Below are 25908 nucleotides of genomic sequence, written 5' to 3'. Positions count from 1 at the left end.
ATGATAAAAAGCAATATAATAGTCGTAATAGCTCTTCTGGTCTTGAGCGGCAAACTTGCTGCACAAGATACTCGAAATAGCGGTAGCAAACCCCTTATTGATACCAATGCAATAAATCAGTGGCAGCCAAAAAATATTCAAATTTCAGTTATCAGTCCAAAAGGCCGATATGCGGCATATGTGGCTCAAAAACAGCTAACGGAAAAGTATTCACTTGTTATAATAGATAATAAGGGAAATGAAATAAAGGAATATCCGGGGGGCGGGCATCAATGTTTTTTTTCCAAGGATGACCGTGTTGTTGCCATACAAACAGAGAAAAGCCTTCACCTATTAAAACTTAGCAATGCTGAAGAAATCCGTTCCATTCCTGCTACGCGTTGTTATCCAAATACGAGCATGGAGAACAACGGAGAATGGGTGGCTTATACCGAAAGTACTGGGACGAAGCAAATGACACTTTTAAACCTTTTGACCGGAAAGGAACAGCCCATCGGACAGTACATCGATGCCACTTTCGACAAAAACGGCAAATCATTGTTTGTAAAAGATACGGTAGGTGGCATAGAAAAACTAAAGCGAATAGATTTGATAAATGACACCCGGGAAAATATTTGGTCGGCTGATAATGCCAAACAGAAAATGGGACTGATCAGATTCGATACCCGGGCGAATCAGATAGCATTTATCGTATCCGAAAACGGCGCTTCTGAAAAATCAAATTCGATTTGGTTTTGGAATGGCGCAGGTGCTGCCGCTTTAAAATTACGGGACGGCGATGCAAGAATTAGTGAGAATAAAATAATTAAAGGGGGCTTAACCTTTAGTAAAAATGGTAAGTGGCTCTTCTTCGAACTTGCCGGAAAGGAAATTGACGAAATCAAACAAAAGCCGTCAAAGGACGCTGTAATGCTAGATGTTTGGAGTTACAGAGACTCGATCATACAACCTACACAGACAATTAGGGGAAATGAGCCAAAAGTCAGCATCGGTATTTTAGCCACAGCCGAAAATTCTTTTTTTCAACTTGGCGGAAATGAAAGATTAATGAATTGTCCCCCCATGGTATCTTCTGATTTCATTGTTGTAAGTTCAAAATACTCATCTTCTTATTCAAATCAAATAAAAAAGCGGAATGTTCCACTTCGAAAAGATGACGTGTTTCCTTTCGAGCCTTCGCTTTATTACATATTATCACTAAAAAATGGGGCTAAAACCAAGTTGTTTGACTATCATGATGAGCCTAAAAGACGCATTCAAGAGGTCACAGAACCACGTTTTTTTTATTCACCTAATGGCCGTTGGTTGGTTTATCAGCGACCTGATAAGGACAGATGGTTTAGTTATGATCTGAAATTTGGTAAAGTAAACAAAATATCTCATATGAAACTACCGGTTAACAATAGAATCCCGGGTTCCTATATGGTAAAGAATATTCAGGAGAATGTAGCAGGTTGGGCAAATGAGGGGAATGATGTTTTAATGTATGGTAATTATGATATTCTCAATATCGATCTTGCTGGTAAACATCCATTAATTAATCTTACCGGAGGATATGGTAACCGAAACCATGTTCAGTTGCGTTTTTTCCAACAGGGGTTTGACTCGATTTATTCTTTTGGAGACACTTTGCGTCTGAGGGGCTTCAATATTGTGAATAAATACAATTGTTTTTATAGCCAGGTACTAGGTCGCCAAAAAGAACCCGGCGTTCTTTTTAGAGGGCCCTATCTTTTTGATTTTCGTTTTAATTTTGGTGAATATGTCAGGCATACTAATGCAGGCATGGAACCACTTAAGGCAAAAAATGCTAACGCGTGGATTGTCCAAAGGCAGTCTGCTACGGAATTTCCGAATTTTTTCTATACGACTGACTTTCATAGTTTTACGCGGTTAACCAACCTTGAACCACAACAAAAATATAATTGGTTGACAGCAGAGGTTATCAATTATAAAACGTTAGATGGAATAGCTTGTCAGGGAGTTTTATACAAACCGGGGAATTTTGACCCCAAAAAGAAATACCCGGTTATATTCAATTATTATGAGCTGATGTCGGATGGCGTATATTCATTTCCAAAACCTGCTTTGACCTTTGGTAACATTAACGTACCCTGGTTTGTTAGTAGGGGATATTTGGTCTTTAAACCTGATATTCCGTTAGATTTTGCAAGCGAGTCTGGTAAAACAGTTGGCGAACATACATTAAATTCAGTGGTCGCAGCTGCAAAGTTCCTGGCGAAACTTCCGTTTGTTGATGGTAAACATATCGGTATACAAGGACATAGTTTCGGCGGCTATGAAACCAACTATTTAGCCACACATACTGGGATGTTCGCTGCCGCATCCGAAATGAGTGGCGTGTCTGATGAGGTTAGTGTGTATTTAACTTTAAATGGGGACGAAATAGGTGCTACAAGTCAACATTATGCTGAAGCCGGTCAGGGACGCATCGGTACAACGCTATGGCAGAAACCGGAATGGTATATAAAAGCGTCACCGGTTTTGAAGGCCGATAAAGTATCAACGCCACTATTGATAGTGCAAAACAAAGGAGATGCTGTTGTCCCTTGGCGTCAAGGTGTAGAAATGTACATGGCTCTCCGCCGGCTTGAAAAACCTTCCTGGATGTTGCAATATGATGGCGAGAATCATGACCTTGATGGAAATAAAGCCTGTTTTGATTACACCATCCGCCTCACCCAATTCTTCGACCATTACCTCAAAGGCTACCCGCCCCCCGTCTGGATGACCAAAGGTGTTCCCGCGAGGTTAAAAGGCATCGAAACCGGCTACTCCTTAGACCCCGATGGCAGCTGCGGCCCAAATTGCCCGATCTGCAAAAAGAAAGATTACAGCAAATTTGATCCCAAACTTGCGATTATCAACGATCAATTTGTTCCACACCGAACGCCCGTCGCAGGAATAAATTAAGCCCACAGATCATGAAAAAATCACTGCTCCAAACGAGCTTTCCGGCGATAGCCATGACCCGATCAATACGGGGAAGTGATGCCAGTACGCGTCATGGCATTTATCGCCAAAACAGGATAGTCAAACAGCATTAAAAACCAAAATAAGATTAAGCCCCGGACTTGTGCCGGGGAAAATGAAGCTTAGCAGATTATAAACTAAAACAATGAACAAAATCCCGACACGTATTGGCTGTATGGCCCTTTTAGTCTTGCTTTTTAAATTGTCATTTGGACAAAATATTTATACTGTCAACACCAAACAAGTCAAAGCAAATGTCCCCTCTACGCTTTGGGGCCTTTTCTTCGAAGACATCAACCGCGCCGCAGACGGTGGCGTTTATGCCGAAATGGTCGAGAACCGCAGCTTTGATTTTCCCAAACCTATGACCGACTGGACTACCTGGCCAAAGCCAAATTTACGCGACGGCATTTTTATGGTCATCAACCAAAGCTCCGTTAACATCGCAAACCCTAAGTATATGTCGGTTAACCTCCAGGCTAAAGACACGGTCGGGCTGATGAACAGCGGATTTGACGAGGGCATGGCCTTTAAGAAAATACCTTATAATTTGACATTGCGTTACCGCCAAGTCGTTCCCGGCGTTCACGTCCGTGTTTTTTTATTCAACAGTAATAACCGGGTGATCGGCCACAGTGCCATGACACTTGAAAATGCGATGGACTGGCATAACCAGGAGATCAGCATTACCCCAACAGACACCGCCAAAACCGGAAAACTGTTGGTCATTCTCGAAGGTGCGGGTAAACTCGATGTGGACCGGATATCTTTATTCCCATCTGATACCTGGAAGGGAAGACCCGGCGGCTTACGGGTAGATCTAGTTCAAAAACTTGCTGATCTCCATCCCGGTTTTCTCCGTTTCCCCGGTGGCTGTATTGTGGAGGGTAACCAAATCGTTCATCGTTATCAGTGGAAGCATACCATCGGGCCGCTTGAAGACCGCGAAATGGTACAAAGTATCTGGGCAGACGATGTGGCCGAAAGGCAAACCCCTGACTATATGGAAAGCTTTGGTCTCGGCTTTTACGAATATTTTCAATTGTGCGAGGATATTGGTGCAGGGCCGCTGCCCATCATCAACGTGGGCATGTCCTGCCAGTTCGATGCGGCCGAGGTCGTACCGGTAAATGAGCTGGAGCCTTATATTACCGATGCGCTGGACTTGGTCGAATTCGCCAACGGTGATGTCAATACTTACTGGGGAAAGAAACGTGCCGAACTCGGTCATCCCGCACCCTTCAACATGAAGCTGCTTGGCGTCGGTAACGAGAACTGGGGACCGCAATATGCCGAGCACCTCAAGCTATTCACTGACCGTATCAAAGCCAAATACCCCGAAGTAAAACTCGTCAATGCCACTGGCTACAGCCGCAATATCCCTGTTTTTAACTATATGGACAGTGTTCTTCGGGCTCGCAAAGCCGACATCATCGATGAGCACTTTTATGATACACCCAAATGGTTTATGGATAACAGTAACCGCTATGACAGCTATGATAGGAGCGGGCCGAAGATTTTTGTCGGGGAATATGCTGCGCAAAGCGACCGCATCGGCTCAATGAAAAACAAAAATAATTTATTGACGGCTTTGAGCGAAGCGTGTTTTATGACCGGCATTGAGCGCAATGCGGATGTGGTATCAATGGCTTCTTATGCGCCATTGTTTGCACATGTTACCGGTTGGCAATGGACGCCGAACCTGATCTGGTTTGATAATACCAGCAGCTATAATACGCCGAATTATTATGTGCAGCAGCTGTTCTCGGTGAATAAAGGGACGAAGGTGGTGCCTTTATTAGCTTCCGGGAAGGCCGTTTGCGGACAGGATAGCTGCTGGGCTTCGGCGGTGATTGACCAGGGTACGCATGAACTGGTGATCAAGCTGGTGAACATGAGCCAAAAGCCGAAAGCGAAAAGCATCAAGTTAACTGATGCCTCGGCAGCCGGGATCGCAACAATTACTACACTGGCCAATTCCGATACCGGCATTGCAAACAGCATCAGCCAGCCGGACCAGATCAAACCGGAAACGATGACTTTGAACGAAAAGGGTAAAGCGATCTATTTTATCGCCAAACCTTATTCTTTGAATGTGATCCGCGTCAAATTAACCCAATAAATAAGTATAAACTTTAATCATTAAACATTAATAAAAAACCAACCATGAGGAAAATTATTTTAGCCATCTTGCTTTTTACCACCGTTAAGGCCTTTGCACAGAAAGCCGATTTCAACGGCACCTGGCAGGTCAATAAAGCCAAAATCGATTTCGGCAGGGCGCCGGAATGGATCATCCCCCGCTACATCAAAGTGGAGCAGCAGGCCGATAAGATCGCCATCATCCGTACCAGCCTGGACCAGGATCTGAAAGAATTGGCCCCGGTGACCGAAAACCTGACCTTTGACGGCAAGCCACTGGTCCGTACGCCTGTTGCGGGCACTACGGTGACGACTACGCTGAAATGGACCAATGACCAAAGCATTTTGCTCACCAGGACGGCCGGCCCCAATAATGGCGCAACGGAAAACTGGACGCTGGAAGATGGCGGCAAAACCCTCGTGATCGACCGGAACGTGGAACAGTCCAACGGGATGAAGTACACTATTAAATGCTATTATGCCAAGCAATAAACCATGAAGTTCAGACTCCTTTTGCTTTCCTTCTTGATAACGTCCCCTGCGCTTTTTGCCCAGGACCTTTACACCATGCCGCGAGGTGTGCACAGCTCGGTGAGCAGCCTGGAAAACCTGAACGGCAGGAAAGGACAGGGCGGGAAAAGCAATGCCGGAGCCAAAGGGGCGGCCTTCAGCTCGCTGAAAGCCGGTGAATGCAAATCCCTGCTTGACATACGCTCTGCGGGGATCATCCAGCGCATCTGGCTGACGATCAGCGACCGCAGCCCGGAAATGCTGCGCGGACTCCGTTTACGGATGTATTGGGAGGACAGCAAAATACCAGCGGTTGACGTACCTTTTGGTGATTTCTTTTGCGCCGCATTAAAGCCGGTCGCTTTCGAATCCGCATTATTCAGCAATCCCGAGGGCCGCAGTTTCAATTGTTATATCCCCATGGCCTTTAAAAAAGGCGCGCGGATAACATTGACCAATGAAAGCGGAAAAGACCTGGAGCTCCTGTTTTTTGACGTGGATTTTGTCAGGCTGATAGTCCCAACAGAAACCTTGTATTTCCATGCCGCCTGGCACCGGCAGCAAAGCAGTCCTATCGGACAGGACGTTGAACTGCTAAGGGAAGTTCAGGGCAAGGGCCGCTTTCTGGGCGTTTCCGTTGGTCTGGACGTTAATCCCGCCTACGGGCATACCTGGTGGGGCGAAGGCGAGGTGAAAATGTATATTGACGGGGATAAAGCCAATCCGACCATTAATGGAACCGGCGCGGAAGACTATATCGGCACCGGCTGGTTCGAGGGTACCTTCGCCCACCGGTACCAGGGTTGCCTGGTGGCGGATGACGCAAGTCGTCAATATGCCTTTTACCGTTTCCATATCCCGGATGCGATCTGGTTTTATAAAGCATTCCGGGCGACGCTCCAGCAGATCGGCGGCTGGTATGCGGACGACGTCAAAATGCTACAGGCGAAAGGCGTACCGCTGAAACTAGTCTCGCTTTTCGGTAATACCGGTTTCCGGGGATTGCTGGAAAAGAATACACCAGCGGATGCACTGGCAAAAGCTGATCCTAAAGACTGGATGAACTTTTATCGGTCGGATGATTACGCGGTTACCGCCTATTATTATGTAGACAAGCCATGAAGAAAATAGTCTATCTCCTGTTTCTTTTTAGCCTTACGGCCAATGCCCAAAGCATTGACCCCAGCCATCATGTGCCAGTCGATAAGGTACTGCTTGCATCCTTTGACCAATCCGTCTATGCGGATGGCCCTAAAACCTTTAAGGGCGCCCAGCTCCAAACCATCGGTATGCCTTGCGGTGGCATCGCCTCCGGCCAGCTCTACGTCAGGGGTGACGGTACCTTAGCCTGCTGGTGGATCGCCAACAATGCTTACAATACCGGGTACGGGCACCGATCAACGAATAATTTTATGACCGCGCTTGGCCCATGGCAGGACTGTTACCAGACTTTTACACCGCCATCTTATATCGAGGAAGGCTTTACAATAAACGGCAGGCCGCTTGACGCAGCCCATTTCGATGCTATCGAATTTACCGGTGAGTACCCGGTAGCGACTATTGACTACAAGGACAGCAAAGAATTTTTGCCTGTTGCGGTACGCCTGCAGGTCTTTTCTCCCTTTATCCCGCTGGACGCCAGGGAAAGCGCCACACCCGGCACTGTTTTACAATACACTTTAACAAACACCGCTAAAACCACCCAAACCGTTACCCTGACCGGGCGCCTGCAAAACCCGGTCGGGCTTGACGGTAAAGTAAGCTACACGGGCACCAATCGTAATATTGCTTTCCATCAAAACGGGTTAACCGGCATTACCATGGATTTAGTGAACACCACTTTGCCTGCCCAACATCCCTGGAATGGCGATATCTGTTTGAGTTTGCTCGGCGACGGTGTTACCAGTCCCGATGCGCAAAAGGCTTTAGGTGAAAAATTGGTCGGGGAAATTTCTAAAAAACTGGTTTTGAGACCGGGAGAAAGCAAAAAGGTCACTTTTCTGCTGAGCTGGTATTTTCCCAACCGTCCGCATTATATCGATACGGCCTGGACTAAACCTTTGCGTACCGACGGCCCGCTGGTTTATAACAATTACAAAAACTGTTTCAGTAGCTCCCGGAACGTGGCAGAATGGCTGGAAACGAATTTACCGCGCCTGCAACAGCAAACTTTTGCTTTTCATGACGCTTATTATAACCACAGCACCTTGCCATACTGGCTGAACAGACGCCTGATCTCGCCGTTATCGACGCTGGCCACCGAAACCTGCCAGTGGTGGGGCAATGGCAAGTTTTACGCCTGGGAAGGTGTCGGTTCCTGTATCGGTACCTGTACCCACGTCTGGAACTACGAGCAGGGCATAGCGCACCTTTTTCCCGAACTCGACCGTAACCTCCGTGAACAAACCGATTTTGCCAATTCCTTCCGGGCGGACGGCGGTATCTTTACCCGTGACGGCAACCATGACCGCTGGACCGGGCAGGATGTGTATATAGACGGACAGGCGGGAACGGTGTTGAAGGCGTACCGGGAGCATTTGTTGTCAGCAGATAATAGGTTTTTGATGCGCAACTGGCCAAAGATCAAAGCAACTACCCACTACCTGATCCGGGCGGATGGCAATGCCGATGGACTGATCGAGGGCATGCAGCCCAACACCTATGACGACCAGTTCTACGGTGCGAACACCTATGTGGGCAGCCTATACGTTGGCGCTTTAAAAGCTGCCGCCCTGATGGGCAAACTAATGCAGGACCCTTTCGCCGATAGTTGCGCGATGATTGCAGCCCGTGGCGCGGAAAACAGCAGCAAACGTTTATTTAACGGGGAATACTTTATCCAGGATGTTGACCTGAAAGAACACCCTAATGCGCAGTACGCGAAAGGCTGCCTTTCCGACCAGTTGTTCGGGCAAACCTGGTCCAGTTTGTACGGCCTCGGTGACCTCTATCCAACTAACGAAATCAAATCAGCGCTACAGAGCATCTGGAAATACAACTGGGCGCCGGACATTGCTGCCCAAACCAAAGATCATCCCGCTGAACGCGACTTTGCCAGTCCCGGCGAAGCCGGCCTGCTGGTCTGTACCTGGCCGCATGATCCGCATCCCGGTAACCATGGCGTACGCTACCGCGATGAGGTCTGGACGGGGATCGAGTACCAGGTGGCTACCTCGATGATCTATCATGGCATGGTGAACGAAGGGTTATCGATCGTCAAAGGTCTGGACGACCGTTACCAGCCCGAAAAACACAACCCCTGGAACGAAGTGGAATGCGGCGACCATTATGCCCGCGCGATGGCCAGCTGGGGGGTATTTTTAGCACTTTGTGATTTTCAGTATGACGGGCCAAAAGGCATACTGGGCTTTGCTCCAAAAATCCAGCCGGAACATTTCCAAAGTTTTTTCAGCGCAGCTGAAGGCTGGGGAAATATCGCGCAGGAAAGAAAAGGCCGTATACAAACCAATACTGTTTCGCTCGTATATGGGAAGCTGGGCCTTCAGCAATTAAGAGTATCTGTTATTACCAAAGTCAAGACAATCCAATTGAAAAGGAACGGACATGTCATCATTATGCAACCTGCTCAGCAAGATAATCAACTCACGATCCGGTTTGAACCATTAAATCTCAAATCCGGTGATCAAATAACGATAACCACCAATTATGAAAATTAAAATCTTAACAGCGTGTCTGTTATTTCCCTTTTGCGCTTTGGCGCAAAAGATCACGCTGAGCAGCGAACTGCGGCAGCTTTCCGATATCTCGCTGTTACCCGCCTACCGGACGAATACCGTGGAAAGCGAGGAAACGACCTATGACCGTAAAGGGCTTAACGATGACGGTTTTGGCGGAACCTATTCCTTTATCCGCAAGAACCCGGACGGCAGCCTTGTCATGCTCGACATCGACGGGCCGGGTGTTTTGAACCGGATCGCGACACCGACGCCCACCAAAGACACCCTCGATTTTTACCTGGATCATGAAAAAAAGCCAAGGCTGTCGATCTGCTATATGGACTTGTTTACCGGGAAAGTTAAGCCGTTTCAAAAGCCTTTATGTGACAGCGCCGTGGGCGGCTATTTCTGTTATTTTCCCATCCCTTTCCAAAAGCACCTGATGATCGTCAGCCGGGGGCATAACCTGCAGTTTCATCAACTGGGTTACCGTTTATTCCCCAAGGGGACAAAGGTGGATTCTTTTAACCCTACATTGAGTGCCGGGGAGCAAAATGAGCTGGATAATCTTGTAAGAAGCTGGAAAAAAACACCCATGAATTCAGGCGATACCAGTATCCATATTGATTTAAAACGCGGGGAATATAAAACGCTTTGGGAGATGAAAACGGGCGGCAGGATCAAGGGCATCGAAATAGACACGGCCGGAACAGAAAACCTGCGGATCTCCGTGAAATGGGACAAGGAAAGCCTGCCTGCTGTAGAATGTTCCTTAAGAGAGTTCTTCGGTTATGCCTTCGGCCAACCAACGATGAAAGGTTTGCTCAGCGGAACCAAAGCGGTCCATTATGCTTATTTCCCGATGCCTTTTGACCAATACGCCAGGATAGACTTATGGAATGCGGGTAGCACAACCGTGAATGTCAAGGCGAAGATAGCGGCTTCAGCTGAAAAACGCGACCCGCAAAAGGAAGGAAAGTTTTATGTCACCTATGTTCAGCATCAACTCGGCCGCAGCGATCCCTGGCATGTTTTCCTGGACATTCGCGGGAAGGGCCACTATGTCGGCACGATCCTGAAAGGAAGTAACTCTTTTAGAGGCTTGACCGGTTTTTTCGAAGGGGATGATTCCACAGCCACGGACGGCAAATTCCGGATGCACGGCACTGGCAGTGAAGATTACTTTAATGGTGGCTGGTACGACATGAAGGGCAAATGGGAGCATGCTGAAAGCCGGGCGCTTTCAGGCTGTTTGGCCTATGGTCATGAGCCTGTGGCCCATACCGGTGGCTTCCGCTTTTTTATTAACGACAAACTATCCTTTGAAAACAGCATCTGGCACGGTATTGAGCATGGCGCCAGTCCCGTGTACAACGAGCCCGTCAACTACACCTCGCTGAGTTTTTACTACTGCGACCGGGGGAAAATGGAACAACTGAAACCTGAATAAACCAATATATGAAAAACCAACTATTAATACTGCTGTTTATGACCCTCATCTGCCCGGCCTGCAAGCAGGCCATCAAAGAAGAACCGCCCCAACCCGGCACTTTCGGCTATGACAAGGAATTTATTTTAAAACACGACAGCAGCGCCGTAATCCTCGGTAAAAGCGACGCCCAGGTATTGGTTTCCGCCAAATACCAGGCCAAGGTCTTTACCTCCACCGCCACTGGCGATACCGGCCGCAGCTTCGGCTGGATCCATTACAAAGCCTTCTACGGCCCCATTGACCCCTATATGAACGCCTACGGTGGCGAGAACCGCTTCTGGCTCGGCCCTGAAGGGGGCCCGTTCTCTCTATTCTTTGAAAAAGGCAAGGACCAGAAATTCGACAATTGGCACACGCCACCCGCTTATGACAGCGAAGCCTGGGAACTCGTTTTCAAAGACAGCACCCATGCCGTACTTGCCAAGGATATGCAACTCAAGAATTTCGCCGGTTCGGAATTTAAGCTGCGTGTTACCCGCAAGATCAGTTTGCTGGATACACGGCAGATCGAGCGCTTCCTGCCGGTACAGGTGACCGGTTCCATCAAAGCGGTCGGTTACCGTACCGAAAACACAGTCACTAATACCGGCCCGACCGAATGGAACAAAACCACCGGCATGCCCTGCACCTGGATCCTGGATATGTTCCCGCCATCGGACCAGACTACCATCGTTATCCCTTTTAAATCAGGCGACGGCTCACCGGCTACCACCAATTATTTTGGCGAAATACCGGCCGACCGCCTGAAAGCAAAAGACAGCGTACTCTACTTCAAAGCCGACGGCAAACAGCGCGGTAAGCTGGGCGTGCACCCAGCGCGGGCCAAAAGCGTCGCCGGCAGTTATGACGCGGGCAACCACGTCCTGACTATTATCCTGTATGACGTAGCCCCGCTCAGCAAATACCTCAACCAGGAATGGCGCACTGACAAGGACCCCTTCTCCGGCGATGCCATGAACGCCTATAATGACGGCCCATTGGCTGATGGTAAACAGATGGGCCCGTTCTACGAACTCGAATCCGTATCCAGCCCACATTTCCTGCCACTGGGGCATTCCGCCACGCATTGGCACAGCGTTTTCCATTTTATAGGCAACGAAATGGACCTGGATTATATCAGCAAAAAAGTATTGGGCGTAAGCATCGAAGAAATTAAAAAGGCATTATAATATGAATTATCCTAAAATAGGCATCCGTCCCATTATCGACGGAAGATTGGGCGGCGTCCGCGAATCGCTGGAAAATGTGACCATGCAAATGGCTATCCATGTGAAGGCCCTGTATGAAAGCCAGCTCAAATACCCCGACGGCCGCCCGGTGCAGTGTATCGTAGCCGAAACCTGTATCGGCGGCGTGGCCGAATCCACCGCCTGCCAAACTCTATTCGAGCAGAGCCATGTCGGCCTGACTTTATCCGTCACCCCTTGCTGGGCCTACGGCTCGGAAACGATGGATATGCATCCCGCCTGGCCCAAAGCCATCTGGGGCTTTAACGGGACGGAAAGGCCCGGCGCAGTATATTTAGCCGCTACCTTAGCCGCGCATAATCAGTTTGGCCTCCCTGCCTTTGGCATCTACGGTAAAGACGTACAAGACCTGAATGACCAAACCATCCCTGATGATGTGAAGGAAAAATTATTGGGTTTTGCCCGTGCAGGTTTGGCCGTAGCGATCATGCGTAACAAAGCCTATTTAGCTATCGGTTCCGTATCGATGGGCATCGCAGGCTCTATTGTTGTGCCCGATCTGTTCAAAGATTATTTTGGGATGCGGAACGAATACGTGGATTCGGTCGAGGTACTGCGCCGGATCGAGAAAGGTATTTATGACCCTGAAGAATTTAAACACGCTTTGGCCTGGACCAGGGGACACTGTAAAGAAGGCGAAGATAAAAACCAAAAGGAAAAACAATTTTCACACGAGCAGAAAGATAAGGATTGGGAGACAGTCGTGAAAATGATGCTGATCATCCGCGACTTGATGATTGGTAACCCCAAACTAAAGGACATGGGGTTCGGCGAAGAAGCGCAGGGGCATAACGCCATCGTCTCCGGTTTCCAGGGGCAACGGCAATGGACCGACTTTTTGCCCAACGGGGATTTCGCGGAAGCCATCCTCAATTCCAGCTTTGACTGGAACGGAATCCGCGCGCCTTTTATGGTCGCTACCGAAAATGACAGCCTGAATGGCCTGTCTATGCTTTTAGGTTACTTATTAAAACAGACCGCCCAGGTATTCGCCGATGTGCGCACCTACTGGTCGCCAGAAGCGGTGGAAAGGGTCACCGGCTGGAAACCTGAAAGCGGCTTTATACACTTGATCAATTCAGGTTCCGCTGCCCTGGACGGTTCGGGGCAACAAGAAGTAAACGGTAAACCCGTGATGAAACCTTTCTGGGAAATCCGGGGCAAAGAGGTCGGCGACTGCCTGAAGGCGACCACCTGGTACCCCGCCAATAATGGTTATTTCCGCGGCGGGGGCTATTCCTCGCAATTCGTCACCAAAGGGGGGATGCCTGTTACCTTATGCCGCCTTAACCTGGTGAAGGGCATAGGGCCTGTCCTCCAGATCGCTGAAGGCTATACGATTGATCTGCCCGAGCCAGTGCATCATATCTTAAACGAACGTACCGACCCTACCTGGCCGACCACCTGGTTCGTGCCGAAACTAACCGATGTGGGAAATTTTACCGATGGGTATGCGGTGATGGCCGCTTGGGGCGCCAACCATGGCAGCTTCGGCTACGGGCATTATGGGCATGAACTGATCACCCTGGCCAGTATGCTGCGGATACCGGTTTCCATGCATAATGTGGAAGCAAGCCGGGTCTTCCGGCCCTCCGCCTGGAAGGCTTTCGGTTCGGATACAGAAGGAGCGGATTATCGCGCATGTCAAACTTACGGACCCTTATACGCTTAACCATGCACAATCACATCGAAAAATCGGCACCGGTTCGCCGCCTGAAGGTGCAACACCTGGGTTTACTAAGGGCACCTAACGGTAAAAGCTATTTTTACCCTTTTGCCCTGGTCACCAGCCTGTTCCTCTTATGGGGTTTCGCCCACGGATTGCTGGATGTGCTGGACAAGCATTTCCAGAATACCCTGCATATCTCGAAAGCCGAAAGCGGCTTCGTACAGTTCTCCCTGTATATCGGTTACCTGGTTATGGCCGGGCCTGCAGGCCTGTTTATGAAGAAATACGGCTATAAAAGTGGTATTATCTTAGGTCTGATGCTTTTCGCGGGGGGCGCATTTCTATTTTACCCTGCTGCGCACTTCGGTGCCTTTATTCCGTTTTTGGGCAGCCTGTTTATCATCGCCTGCGGCCTGTCTTGTTTAGAGACCGCCGCGAATCCTTATACGACTGTGCTCGGCCCACCCGAGGGCGCCGCCCGCCGCATCAATTTTGCGCAAAGTTTTAACGGCCTGGGCTGGATACTCGGCCCGCTGATCGGCGGTCTGTTTATCTTTGGCGCCGCTCAAAAGACCGGCCCGGAACAATTCGATTCTTTGACCAGGCCCTATATCTATATCGGCTGCATCGTAATTGTAGTAGCTGTCATATTCGCCTTCAGCAAACTGCCGGATGTCAAGGAAGAAAACAGCGAACACATCGACGCCAAAGCGCCGTTGTCTGAATTGCTGAAACATAAAGGCTTTGTGCTGGCCGTTATCGCGCAGTTTTTATATGTCGCCGCGCAAACCGGCGTGAATTCCTTTTTTATCAATGACGTCACCGAAACCATAGCTGGTTTAAAAGACGCGGTTGGTGGCATTATGCAGCATTTAGGCGGTTTCGGGCAGATCTTTATGCCGAAAAACCCTGAGCAGGCGGCTTCGCTGATCCTGGCGATTGGCGGTATGGGCAGCTTTTGGATTGGAAGATTGTTCGGCTCTTATATCCTGAAATTTGTTAAGCCTAATCGCTTGCTGATGCTTTACGCATTGATCAATACCCTGTTAATGGTCTTAGTGGTATTGCAGCTCGGCTGGCTCAGCGTCATCGCGCTGTTCTCTACCTACTTTTTTATGTCCGTGATGTTCCCCACCATTTTTGCCCTGGGCATCAAAGGGCTTGGCCCGCTGACCAAAAGGGCTTCGTCCTTTTTAGTGATGGCCGTTGCGGGCGGCGCGTTTTGCCCGCCGGTCATGGGGCTTATTGCCGATCATGCGGGTATGCCTGCGGCGTTTTTTGTGCCGCTGGGCTGTTTTGCCTTTATCGCTTATTATGCCTCCTCCCGCGGCCGGTCCCGGCCGCTTTAAATAGTTAAAATAGATCAGGTAAAATTGGCAGCAGGGTTCCGCGAGGGAACCCTGCCTGGTTAAAAGAAGAAATAAAAGAAAACGGAAGAAATAAACAGATGCATACCCTCGACCCTACCGATGTTAAATTGTTGCAGCATTTGCAGCAGGACGGGCGCATTTCCGAAAGGCAGTTGGCCGCCCTGGTGTTTAAGTCGCCGCCGGCGGTTCATGACCGGCTGGTCAGGCTACGGGAAAATGGTTATATCAAAGGGTACACCGTTTTGCTGGACCGGGAAAAGATCGGGCAGCCGGTGCTGGTGCTGACGCATGTGCGGCTGGAAAAGCAGACGACGGAACTGCTGAATGCTTTCGAGGAGGCGGTGAAGCTGCTGCCGGAGGTGCAGTATTTGCTGCACGTGTCGGGGGGCTGGAATTTTATTTTGCATGTGACGGCGCGGACGCCGCAGGCTTATTTTACGTTTATCATGGAGCATATCAATAGCCTGGGGAATATCGGCGGTATGGAGAGCTGTTTTGTGCTTCGGGAGTGTAAGAGCGGCGGGGCGTTTGTTTTGTGAGCCTGGCTGTGGTCCTGAATACCGCTGTATTTTCCTAATTTTGGTATCATGGATCAGCTGGAAATGATTGCACGCCGTTTAAAGGCCGAAGCCGGGAAATACCATCCCGACCTGTATGCGGCGCATATTGTTTCGCTGATCCATGGGGTGACCCATCCCTGGAACGCCGCGTTGCTGAAGCAACTGGCTTCTCCCCTCCGGCAATTGCTTTACCTGCTGAACCTGAACCTGACCTCGCCGGTGCAGGAACAGTATGAAGAAGAGTTTTCAGACCGGGAGGACTGGCCGAAACTGGTCGGCATGTTAAACGAAATGGACACGATCCACCGGCATGAATACGGCGAACTCAAGCCGCTGGTTTTTGAAGGCGAATTATCGCCCGACGAGCTGATCCGCCGGCGGATCGTCGGCATCGGCACCTATATCGCCTTTTTTCACCAGGGCCCGCTCCATTACGAAGAGCAGGGCATCGAAAAGGTCGAGGCGATCTTTCAGCAGTTCAACGCTGAATTAAAACAGGCGCTGGGCTGGGATGCTACGGACCTCATTGCCTTATATGACCACTTGGATGACCTGCGGCAAGCCAGGGAAGACCGGGCGATGATGAAACAAAACCTGCCTGAGCCTACGGAAGAAGAATTCCGCGACCGGGTCATGGAAACCCTGAAGAACGGCGGCTCCTTTGAGGAAGCCATGCGCAGCACGATGACCGGGCACATGGGGATGTTCCAATACGTCAGCAACCCCTCCAGCGTGCATACGTTTACCCCGGAAGACCTGGCGTGTTTTTCGCCCGTGGTGGCTGCCTTATTGCCGGAACATTTTGCGATGGAAAGGGCTGAACAAGCCGGTTTCCTGTACTTCAGCCAGCCTAACCAGTTGATCAAACGCCCCATCTTGAAATTGGGCAAGGGCTCCTACCTGATTACCGACTTCCGCTTGCTGCTCAGCGCCATGTTCTCTTTTTTGCAGGAGCAATGTACGGCGATCATCAAGACCAAAGACCGCGTCAGTAAAGCCAAGGACAAATTCCTGGAGCGGAAGGTCACCGAACTGTTCACGGACTTTTACCGTTCCGACCCAAAAGCACAAATTATCCCTTCCTATTACATCGACGGCAGCGAACGTGACCTGCTGGTCCTGTCCGGGAAAACGGCCCTGATCATTGAAGACAAAGCCGGCAAGTTCCGCGAACCGCTTTTTGACGCGGATAAGGCCTATGACAAAATATGGTCGGATTTTAAAAGCACCATTGATTATGGTTACGAGCAGGCGCATTCCGTCCGGCAGAAATTTCTGGATGGCAAACCGTTTGACCTGCTGAACGAAAAGAAAGAAATCATCGCCACGGTCGACCCTGCGGCCTACACGGAGGTTTATATGATCATTGTGACCTATTACAAACTGGGCCAGGCCGAAAACGACCTTTGGCTGATGCTGGACCTCTTTGACGATGACGTTTATCCTTACGCCACCTGTGTGGACGACCTGGAGAATTTTTTGCTGGCCATGCAAAAGCTCCGCTTTAAACCGGCGGACTTTCACCGTTTTCTGCGCATTCGCGGTGAACTGCACGGCGACCTCCGGACGAACGATGAGGGCCGGGTCACCGGGCAGTTTCTCCGCCATAAAAGACTGGTGATCAAGAACGGCAGGTATAGTTTTTCCGCCGATGACGACCTGATCTATGATGAGTTGTACAGTACCGGGCTGGGGTTTAAAAAAGAACGGCGCCTAGCCATCAAACAGGACCCGCGTATCCGTAAACTGGTCTGAAAAACAATCCCCCGCAGGATATGCCGGGGGATTGGATGCTTCTTGGTCGGATTTGCTGCTTTTTGTTTAGGTCGTCATGATATCCCCTTCGGGCTTAATAGGCCGACATCTCCGGCAGCCAGCGCGGCGGGCAGCAGGTCAAGCACCAGGTTGCGTTTTTCGGCGACGCCCCAGTCTTTGAGTATGCCGGTGCAGGTTTCGAATGTGGCTTCGTTGTGGATATAGTAGGGTGCGCTGCGGTCGTTGTAATAGTGTTCGGTCGTCTCGTAGCGGACATATACGTCGGGCTGTATGGCGGTCACGGTGCCGTCCGGGCTCCTTTGCCAGATCGGGCAATAATCGCGGTTGAATAACACCTCGCGGCCGTTGGCACAGGTCCATTTACCATAGGGAAGGCAAAGGCGCATGGGTTTAAAGTCTGCGATAAGCAATTGTTTCCGCAATACGCTCACTTCATCACGCCCGGCCAGAAAATGGCCGCCATCGGTGTATCCTTCTATAACCTGATGACCGGTATCATGATGAAAGACAACGCCGATCTGTTTGTTGTGGTCCACGCGAACGAAGGTCCCGGCCGGTACCCGGCCTCTGAAAGGGTTATGCCCTGGAACCTTGATGTGCTTCGGCCATTTCTCCAGTGCTTTTAAGGCCAGGTCGAACCGTTCGTGCAGTTTGTCCAATGGCTTGCAGTCATGATAAGAGCGGTCGATGACCGACCTGGCCGCCCGGAGCAGCCGTTTGAGTTCCGCCTGCCTTTTGGGTGTGGGTACCCCCCATTCTAAATTTGCGCTCCGGCCATAATAGACCGGGTTGAATTCGGCATTGGGCAGCTCTGCTTCGTTGTATTCGCAGCCGAGCCAGGTGTCCATCAGGCTGCGGATGTCCTGCAGGGCGCTTTTCGCCCGTTTGTGGTATTCGGTTTCCCCGATAAGTTCCTGCAATAAGGTCCCCACCCGCGTGTGGCGGCGTACGGACATTTTTTTGTTGGGATGCTGGCCGATGACGGCGCCGGTGCGGACATCATGGTAGTTGAGTACCGCTGGCTCCGGTACTTTGGGCCTGCGCGGGGTGGCCTCCGGGCGCGGTTCAGGTTTCCGCTTGTTCATAAAATTGTCCCAGTTTTCGTAGCCATGTTCTTTGGCGACCAGGTTCAAAGCCTGCGTGTGGGTGATGCCCTGCGCTTTGCTTAAATTTTTTGCTTTACGTTTGAGGTAAGCGGCGTTGTGGCCGTTGATTTTTCGATCCATCTTTTTCCAAACTCCTGAAAGAAAAACGTCACCCGCCTGCCGTCTTTCGAAACAGGAAATTGGTTTCGATAGTCGATTTGTTTGAAGGCGGTGCCGATACAGCTGCGCTAAGACGAGTGGCAAGCTTCCGCTTTAAGCTTTGACCAAATATAGGCAAAAGACCGGGAATATCCAAACGCAAATCTAAGCCGGCAGGGTCGCACCCGGATCAGCCACGGCGTCCTTTAAGGCGGCCAGCAGGTCGTTCAGAAAGGCTGTAGTCCCGTTCAGCAGTTCCGCAGTAAAGCTGCCCAGTTCCAGTTCCGGCGAACCGGGCAACAGCGGCCGGTCGCATTCGGTGAGGAGATATTTCTCCGGGCCGCCCGGTGCAGTCCGGGCCACGCTGAGCTTGGTTTCGTAACCGTGGATATAGCTGTTCCGCAGCGAGACGAGCGTCGGCAGGTATTTATCCAGGAAAAGGCTGTGCCGGTCATAGCAATGGTAGAGGGGGTCATGGCCGCGGTAGCCCAGTTCGGTCAGTGCCCGCAGGTGGTAGAGGTATTCTGGCAGCGGGATGCTTTGGGGTTTATTCTTTTTACCGTGCAGGACGACCTTTTTCAGCAGGATCTCGGACAGGCGCACGACGTTTTCAAAAAAGGAGGACAGCAGCAGCACGAATTGCTGGAACTGCATATGGACCGCCTCGCGGTAAAGAAAGGGGTCGGCATAGGTCAGGGTCACCTGCCGCCTGCTGGTGCCTTCGACGAATTCAACATCGGTGGTCAGCGGCAGGTCCCGCGGGTTAAAGCTGCCGGCCAGTATGCCGTGGTGCAGGCTGTCGAAATAGCTGTAATGGATGACCTCACAGCCCCGGAGCTTGGCTTCGATGGCATTGAGCAGCTGTTCGATGCTGTCCAGCTGCACGGCCAGGTCGTTGCTGAAACGTTTGTTCAGGTCCGAAAACCTGCGGCCGATGATCTTGGGCTCCACGATCCCCATCAGGTCGCGCCTGCCGCTGCCATAGTTATATAGGTTGACTGATCTCATGATTCGTCCCCGTCGTCAAAGCGTCTGCTCATTTTTTGTAAATAGTCCAGCGTATTCGCCAGCAGTTCATGTTCGGGCTCGTAAGGCTGCAGGGAGGCCAGGCGGCCGCGTAGCAGGCTTTCGAGCGCCAGGTCCTGGGCGAAGGGTTCACCGGCACGGCCGACCCGTACGCCAACAGTGGTCAGCGCCTGGTAACAGCCCCGTACCGCCAGCTGTAAAGCTGCCGCGTCGTCTCCGAACTTTTCGCGCGCCAGTACATAGCAGGCGATCACCAGGTCCAGGAGCAGTTCGTCCTTGTGGTGAAAAATACTGATGGCGTCCAGCAGCAGGCTGAGCCGGCCGGAAGTAATGTTCGGCAGGAGCTGCGCCTTAAACAAGTCATACAGTGCCGGGGTGATCAGCACGCCGGGCTGTAAATAGGTCAGCAGTTCTTTGGCAAAGAAGACCTCCAGCAGTTCCTCGTTCATGGTCAGGAACCAGTCCAGCGCCCGCCCGAACAGGGCGGTCCGTATTTCCGGGGGGCAGTCGTCAAACAAATGGGAATGCTCGCCGTCGGGCATAAAATCATAGGCGAAGAAATGTTCCTGCTCTTCGTGCGGGCCGATCTTGAGCTGGTAACGCGCCATAAAGTAGCCGAAGACGACGTCGCTCCCGGCGCTGAGGAGCACTTTATTGAGGCAGCGTTCGATCTCGTAGGTCAGCTGGAAGCGTACAGTAGCCTGGATGACCACATCGTTGATAAAGTCGGCGGGCGCGAGCTTGTTGTCGCTCAGCCAGATGAAGAACATCTCCGCCTCGCGCTGGTGGCAGCGGCCGAGGAAGTCCTTGCAGACTTCGGCGATGCCCGCATCCCCGGCGGCGATCAGGCATTGCAGGGCGCCGGCCAGGTCATGGTGGTTCTCGGGCTGGCGCTTGGCGTTGACCCGGTAGATCACGGCTTTGTCCCGGTCGGAAAAGGTGCGGCTGCCCTGGATGATCCGGGAATAGATCCGGAGCAGCGCGCTGTCGCTTTTAGGATCGTTGTCCTGCTCCAGCAGGGCGACCTGCGCCCAGTAATAGTCCGTTTCGCCCAGCTCGTAGTACAGCCCGTAGAGCAGGGAGGGCCCGAGGTAGTAATAGGTTTCCAGGCCGGAGCGGCGCAGGGTCTCGTATAAGATCCGCGCATGCTCGGGGAATTCGTGTTCGATCACGCGCTGAAAGGAATAGTAAAAATGCGGGGGCTGTTTTTCCTGTGCCAGCATTTCGGTCACCGCCCGGCTCAGCGGTTCCGGTCCGTTGGCGCTGATGATCTCCCGGCTCCTTTCGGCGATGTGCTGTTCCACGTTTTTGAAATCCAGGATCGAGGTCTCCGTTTTGGAGAACAGCAGCATCAGGGTGGCTGCCAGGTTTTTAGGTTTCAGCGCGTCCTGTATCCGGTCGAGCTGCGCGAGGAATGCTTCGCAGATGCCCCAGCGCCGGTACCAGTAGAGTTTATCCAGGACATCTTTTTGCTGTTTGAGGCTGAGGGTATGGGCCTGGGCCTCGATAAAATCCAGTACCTGCTGTTTTTCCGCGTCACCGTCATAAGGCCGCGAGTTTCTTTCAGTCGCGAAGATCGCCCTGGGGATATCGATGAGCATTTCCAGGGCCTGCTGCCGCGCAGCGGCTGGCGCCTGGGTATAAACGCCGCTCAAAAAAGCGATCAGTTGGCTGCGCAATTTGATGACGGCGGGGATGGCCGGCACCATATAGGTGGAAATGACGATCTGGTCGGCGTTCACGCTGTCTGGCTCGCTGCCGTGAAAGTCCAGCGCGAGGAACTGTTTCAGGGTATGCAGTGCGAAAAGCTGTTCATCGGTCTTCATCCGGCCCCAGGTCTTTTCGGTCCGGTCAAGGAAGAATTGCTGCCGGGAAAGCACAAAGTAATCTGTCACGTCCCGCCTGGCGAAATGGTAGACCTTTTCGGCCAGTTTCATTTCAGCCGTCAGGCTGTACAAACGGAAATAACGCCGGTAGACCGGCTCGTACTGCGCGGGCAGGTAAAGTGAGTTGAACAGGACCTGCTGTACCCGCTGGAAAGGGGTATTGCCGATCATGTGGTCGTATTTCCGCTGATCCAGGAAATCTTTGGCGAGTACGCTGCCGGGGACCGCCAGTTGGTCGAGGTAATGGTCCACCGCCCGCCCGGCAACCGCGGGATGCACCAGGCAGATGGAGACCATGGTCTCCAGGATCCGGCCCGCCACCTTGACGTCTTCGGTCAGCGTGATCAATCGGACGTAGGCGTCCAGCAGTTCATCGAGCAGGCTTTTCTCCCGCTTGACGATCTCGTCCACGCTGCTCAGGTTGACCACCACGTGGTGCAGCAGTTCGGTCAGCCCGCCGATAAAGTGTTCGGCATCGGCACGGTCGATATCGGAAAGCAGGATATCGCTGTAGATATCGGGTTTCATGCTTTGGGTGAAGCGGCCGCTCATCAGGCCGTTCTTTTTGAGCAGGCGCAGCGCTTCGCCGATACCGGCGGCGGGAAGCTCCAGCAGTTCGGCCAGCCGGTCGATCAGGGTCGCCGAAGCGAGGTCGACGGGTTCCACCAGGACGATGCATTGCAGCAGGCGCCTGGCCCCGGCCAGCGGGATATTGGTCTGCCGCTGTACCTCTTTATAATAGCTTTCAAAGTAGTCGGCCAGGTAGCGTTTGAGGAAGCCCTGTTCTTTGATCTTGCTGATGGGCATGTTTTCGGCGATAGCCGCCAGCAGGGCGATGATGACCACCGGCTTGCAGCCGGAGATATCGATCAGTTGCCCGATAAAATTCCGGTAATGGGAATTGTCTTGCAGCTGCTCCTCGAAGAAGGTGCGGGTATCGGCGCGGCTGAGTGTGCCCAGGCTGACGGTGTACACGTTTTCCCGGTCATAGGACGACAAAAAGGTTAGCGGGCCGGAAGCCTGGAGGTTGCGCGTGGTCAAGACGAGCTTAACTTGGCCGTCCACGCGGCAGAGCGCCCGCAGGTCGGCGATGGCCGAGGGGGTGTACTGGTGGGCGTCATCGACCAGGATGATGAATTTTTCTTTCGATAGCAGGGCTTTCCGCAAACGGTCGAAGGCGGCCTGGTAATTGACCAGCACGAGTGCGGCCCAGTCTGCCCGCTGCGCGACGACCTGCTGGAAGAATTCGATGACCAGCCGGGTTTTGCCGATACCGGCTTCGCCGCTGATGACGGCCATCGGTAACGGGCCGTCGAGGAATGCGGTCAGCCCGGCGATGTCGGTTTCGCGGGCGATAAATTGGTTATTGTAGGCGCCGGGGTGAAAGCCTTCCTGCTCCAGGCGGTCCCGGAAGAACTGGCGGTAGTCCTGGAGCTGGGCGGTTTGAAAGCCTTCATCGAGCCAGAGTTCCAGGATGGGGTATTTCAGGTAGAGGTTGAACAGGACGGCCCCATCCCAGATTTCAAAGGCGACCGGGCGGCGGGCGGCGGTTTTTTCCCGGAACGTTTGTTGCATGGCGGCTTGTTCCTGCGGGGATAGTTCGACGTTGGTAAGCAGGACGAAGACGTCGTCGTCCTGTAATTTGTCGATCTCGGCGGGCAGGCCGCTTCTGATCATGGCCGCGGCGTCGGCCCGGGCCTGTTTGGAGAATTTGTATTGGAAGCGCCAGTGTCCGGAATGACTGCCGTAGGCGCCATGGTAAAGGCCGTCTATCCCGCCGTCTTTGCCGGGACTGGAAAAGGGCTGGAAGCCGCGTCCAAGCTCGAAGGACAGCAGGGCATTGCAGAAGAGCTGAAATTGAGCGCCGTTATAATTGGGCCATTGGATCGCTTCCATGTATTGATCAGGTTTAACGCTGTAAATATAAACAGTCGCGCGTTACCCGGCAGGAAATAATTCCGGGGTGCCGTGGTATGTTTTTATTGGCTTAACCTCTTGTTTACAAACGCTTATTTAATTTGCTGCGGATTTTTCTGTAAATTCGTTTAAATATAAATCTGATGGCTTCCCTGGCTGATCTTACGGATAATGCACTTTTCGCCTTATTAAAGGAGGGGAACCAGCAGGCCTTTACCGAGATTTTCGGGCGGTACTGGGATAAGTTGCTGGCTGTTGCCGTCAACCGTTTGGGCGACGAGCAGGAAGCCGAGGAATGTGTCCAGGATATATTTGTCAGTTTCTGGCAGCGGCGCGAGGAACTGGTTTTAACGCATAACTTATCTACGTATCTCTGGGCGGCGACTAAATACCAGGTGCTCAACCGGCTGGATAAGCGGTATGCGAAACGCCGGATCAGGACCACCGAACTGGTGGATGATAATGTGCTGGGCCTGCATTCGCCGGAGGTTTACCTATTGGAAAAGGAACTGATGGCCCGCATTGAGGCGACGGTGCAGGAGCTGCCGGAAAAGTGCCGCATGGTTTACCGGATGAGCAGGCAGGATGGTAAAACGAACCCGGAGATCGCGGCCGAGCTGGAGATCGCCGAGAAAACCGTAGAGGGGCATTTGACCCGCGCCCTGCGGGATATCCGTACTAATCTGACCAGCGTGGCTCCGGCATTCCTGGTTACCCCAATCCTGGAAGAAATTTTTCGTAAGCTATAGGCTTAACTTTGAGAAAGTATCTCTTTTGACCTGAATATTTTATACTATGCCTTTATTACATAATGCTTGCTGACTTGGGGGGCACGTCACTAAACAGTTGTTTTCCGGGTTTTTAAAAAGTAAATTGTAATTCTGCTGTTTGGTGATAAAGCTGACCGCGCAGGAAGAATGCTTAAAAACAGGGACATCTAAACCGAGCTTCTGGTGAAGGGCCAGGATCCGGTTTTCAATAGCGTTATCGATTTTCTTTTGATCAAACTCATCGGGAAACTCATCCAGTTTTTCGCCCACTTTCTGTAGTTCAGCTCTGATTTCAGGCGACATCCGCAATCCGCCTATACAGATGGCATTACAATAGTCCTGGCCAACCTGCAACGCTTTTTTAATAATTTCATCACTATCATTCCAGTCTTTAACAATCGGACGAAAATAAAGAACCGCAGGGATATTTGCACTTTTTAACCGGGCCAGATTCTTAATTCTTATGGAAACCGGCATTGGCTCAATATGCTTGGGTAGCAGCGAAAAACTGGTAAAAAATATCGGCCTCAGCGCGTGTAAGTTTTCCAGTGCTGATAAGTCATTTTTTGTGAGCGCAAGTTTGCTGATGAGGATAAAAGGATTGGAATATCCCAATTCGTCCAACATATTAATGAACCTGAATGTGGATTTTCTTACTTGAGGCAATAGGGCGTCGGTTGAACTGTTATTGATCGATATTGGTGTAATGTTGGGAACGAATGCTTTATGTTTTAACAAGGCTTCGAGACATTCTTCTTCTGAATATAATTGAAAAGGTTTATCGGACTGGTACCAGTTAGCCCTAAAGCAATAGGCGCATTTAAGTGAACAGCCTTTATAGGGGTTCACACTCAGCCAGCTCGTCAGGTGTTCAATGACTTCGCCTTCGAACATCATGGAGTTCCGGTATAAACTTTCGTCTGAAAATGCGGCCATCAGGGTTTGTTCTTGAGCGGTTGAGGTTTTTTTAGGGTCTGCTTTTGCCGGTTAAGTGAATCCATCGTATGCTGAAGTATCGAAAGTTTATTCAAAATTTCCACCTGCTGGAATACGATAGCGGTATCATTTTTACTGAGGGTGTGCGCTTGTTTAGGGCTGGCAATGGGATACAATAGGACCTGTAAGGCCAGGGTAATCAAAATCAGGCCCATATAAAAGTTACGGAGTGAGGCATACCAAACAATTTTTCTAAACGAAGTGAAGGCAATAACTTCCGCAGATTCCCCATCATTGGCCATCATATTCATTACCGTTATTCCGTCGAGGTTTTTGCTTTCAAAGGAGGTTTCGAAGCTAGGACTGTTAATATGTTTGGTAATTAAATTGCTCCTGAAGATAAAGTGCCGTTGTCTTCGGCGTGAATTGGTATCCACCATCCAAAACAGGAATGGAATAATAATGGTAAAAAATATTAAACGCCGGAGATCATCCTCTTTGCTGCTTAAAACGAGGGAAATGCTGCCAGCCCACATGAGTATGGTCCAGTTTTTTATTTGTAAAGAAGCATCGTCTAATTTCCGGATGGATTCATTGATGGCGGTCAGTTCGGATTTTAAGAGTTCCAGTTTGTATTCAAATAAGGAAATATTTTTAGCCATGATAAAGGTTGATATAAGGCAGGCTTGATT

18 protein-coding genes are annotated in these 25908 nt (G+C 51.0%); 13 read left to right on the top strand and 5 right to left on the bottom strand.

The features are described from left to right. The 12 genes from KXD93_RS05015 (at window position 1) to KXD93_RS04960 (ending at window position 17416) form a co-directional block, all read left to right on the top strand. Complete coding sequence (locus tag KXD93_RS05015) at window positions 1-2934, top strand: alpha/beta hydrolase family protein (RefSeq protein ID WP_258135791.1); 2934 nt, start codon at window positions 1-3, stop codon at window positions 2932-2934. Between the two features lie 11 nt (window positions 2935-2945). Beyond that, complete coding sequence (locus KXD93_RS05010; RefSeq protein WP_258135790.1) at window positions 2946-3068, top strand: hypothetical protein; 123 nt, start codon at window positions 2946-2948, stop codon at window positions 3066-3068. A 71-nt stretch (window positions 3069-3139) separates the two neighbouring features. Next, a complete protein-coding gene (locus tag KXD93_RS05005; protein ID WP_258135789.1) occupies window positions 3140-5116 on the top strand; it encodes an alpha-L-arabinofuranosidase family protein in 1977 nt (658 codons plus the stop codon). A gap of 44 nt (window positions 5117-5160) precedes the next feature. Then, a complete protein-coding gene (locus tag KXD93_RS05000) occupies window positions 5161-5628 on the top strand; it encodes a hypothetical protein (RefSeq protein WP_258135787.1) in 468 nt (155 codons plus the stop codon). 3 nt (window positions 5629-5631) lie between these two features. Next, window positions 5632-6768, top strand: a complete 1137-nt coding sequence (locus tag KXD93_RS04995) for a glycoside hydrolase family 172 protein (protein ID WP_258135786.1) — start codon at window positions 5632-5634, stop codon at window positions 6766-6768. Further along, window positions 6765-9323, top strand: coding sequence for a GH116 family glycosyl hydrolase (locus KXD93_RS04990; RefSeq protein WP_258135784.1), 2559 nt, complete (start codon window positions 6765-6767; stop codon window positions 9321-9323). Before KXD93_RS04995 ends, KXD93_RS04990 begins: the two co-directional genes overlap by 4 nt. Next, window positions 9313-10773 (top strand): DUF2961 domain-containing protein, encoded by a 1461-nt coding sequence (locus KXD93_RS04985; protein WP_258135782.1) that lies wholly within the window; start codon window positions 9313-9315, stop codon window positions 10771-10773. The genes KXD93_RS04990 and KXD93_RS04985 overlap by 11 nt, the downstream gene beginning before the upstream one ends. A gap of 8 nt (window positions 10774-10781) precedes the next feature. Continuing rightward, the gene (locus KXD93_RS04980) at window positions 10782-11984 is read left to right on the top strand and encodes a DUF6786 family protein (RefSeq protein WP_258135781.1); all 1203 of its coding nucleotides are present in this window, start codon (window positions 10782-10784) and stop codon (window positions 11982-11984) included. A 1-nt stretch (window position 11985) separates the two neighbouring features. Beyond that, on the top strand, window positions 11986-13734 hold the full coding sequence (locus KXD93_RS04975; RefSeq protein WP_258135780.1) for an L-fucose isomerase: 1749 nt from the start codon (window positions 11986-11988) through the stop codon (window positions 13732-13734). 2 nt (window positions 13735-13736) lie between these two features. Next, a complete protein-coding gene (fucP, locus tag KXD93_RS04970; protein WP_258135779.1) occupies window positions 13737-15080 on the top strand; it encodes an L-fucose:H+ symporter permease in 1344 nt (447 codons plus the stop codon). 98 nt (window positions 15081-15178) lie between these two features. Further along, the gene (locus tag KXD93_RS04965) at window positions 15179-15640 is read left to right on the top strand and encodes an Lrp/AsnC family transcriptional regulator (RefSeq protein ID WP_258135778.1); all 462 of its coding nucleotides are present in this window, start codon (window positions 15179-15181) and stop codon (window positions 15638-15640) included. A 48-nt stretch (window positions 15641-15688) separates the two neighbouring features. After that, window positions 15689-17416, top strand: coding sequence for a hypothetical protein (locus KXD93_RS04960; RefSeq protein ID WP_258135777.1), 1728 nt, complete (start codon window positions 15689-15691; stop codon window positions 17414-17416). 74 nt (window positions 17417-17490) lie between these two features. Here the strand turns inward: KXD93_RS04960 and KXD93_RS04955 are convergent, their stop codons facing one another. From KXD93_RS04955 to KXD93_RS04945, 3 genes are all read right to left on the bottom strand, one after another. Further along, window positions 17491-18663, bottom strand: a complete 1173-nt coding sequence (locus KXD93_RS04955) for a DUF5623 domain-containing protein (protein WP_258135776.1) — start codon at window positions 18661-18663, stop codon at window positions 17491-17493. Window positions 18664-18846: 183 nt separating this feature from the next. Then, on the bottom strand, window positions 18847-19689 hold the full coding sequence (locus KXD93_RS04950) for a hypothetical protein (protein WP_258135775.1): 843 nt from the start codon (window positions 19687-19689) through the stop codon (window positions 18847-18849). Beyond that, a complete protein-coding gene (locus KXD93_RS04945; protein ID WP_258135773.1) occupies window positions 19686-23489 on the bottom strand; it encodes an ATP-binding protein in 3804 nt (1267 codons plus the stop codon). The genes KXD93_RS04950 and KXD93_RS04945 overlap by 4 nt, the downstream gene beginning before the upstream one ends. Before the next feature lie 164 nt (window positions 23490-23653). On the opposite strand from KXD93_RS04945, the gene KXD93_RS04940 reads away from it, so the two are divergent. Then, complete coding sequence (locus tag KXD93_RS04940) at window positions 23654-24259, top strand: RNA polymerase sigma-70 factor (RefSeq protein WP_258135771.1); 606 nt, start codon at window positions 23654-23656, stop codon at window positions 24257-24259. A gap of 39 nt (window positions 24260-24298) precedes the next feature. Here KXD93_RS04940 and KXD93_RS04935 read toward each other — a convergent pair whose 3' ends face one another. After that, window positions 24299-25216 carry a radical SAM family protein gene (locus KXD93_RS04935; protein ID WP_258135770.1) on the bottom strand — a complete coding sequence of 306 codons (918 nt, stop codon included), beginning with the start codon at window positions 25214-25216 and terminating at the stop codon, window positions 24299-24301. Continuing rightward, window positions 25216-25878 (bottom strand): hypothetical protein, encoded by a 663-nt coding sequence (locus tag KXD93_RS04930; protein WP_258135769.1) that lies wholly within the window; start codon window positions 25876-25878, stop codon window positions 25216-25218. Before KXD93_RS04930 ends, KXD93_RS04935 begins: the two co-directional genes overlap by 1 nt. Window positions 25879-25908 lie beyond the last annotated feature (30 nt).

The sequence above is a fragment of the Mucilaginibacter phenanthrenivorans genome (assembly GCF_024721155.1).
In the GTDB taxonomy this organism is placed as follows: Bacteria; Bacteroidota; Bacteroidia; order Sphingobacteriales; family Sphingobacteriaceae; genus Mucilaginibacter; species Mucilaginibacter phenanthrenivorans.
The sequence above is the reverse complement of the archived record's forward strand: the minus strand, read 5'-3'. Positions and strand labels throughout refer to the sequence as shown.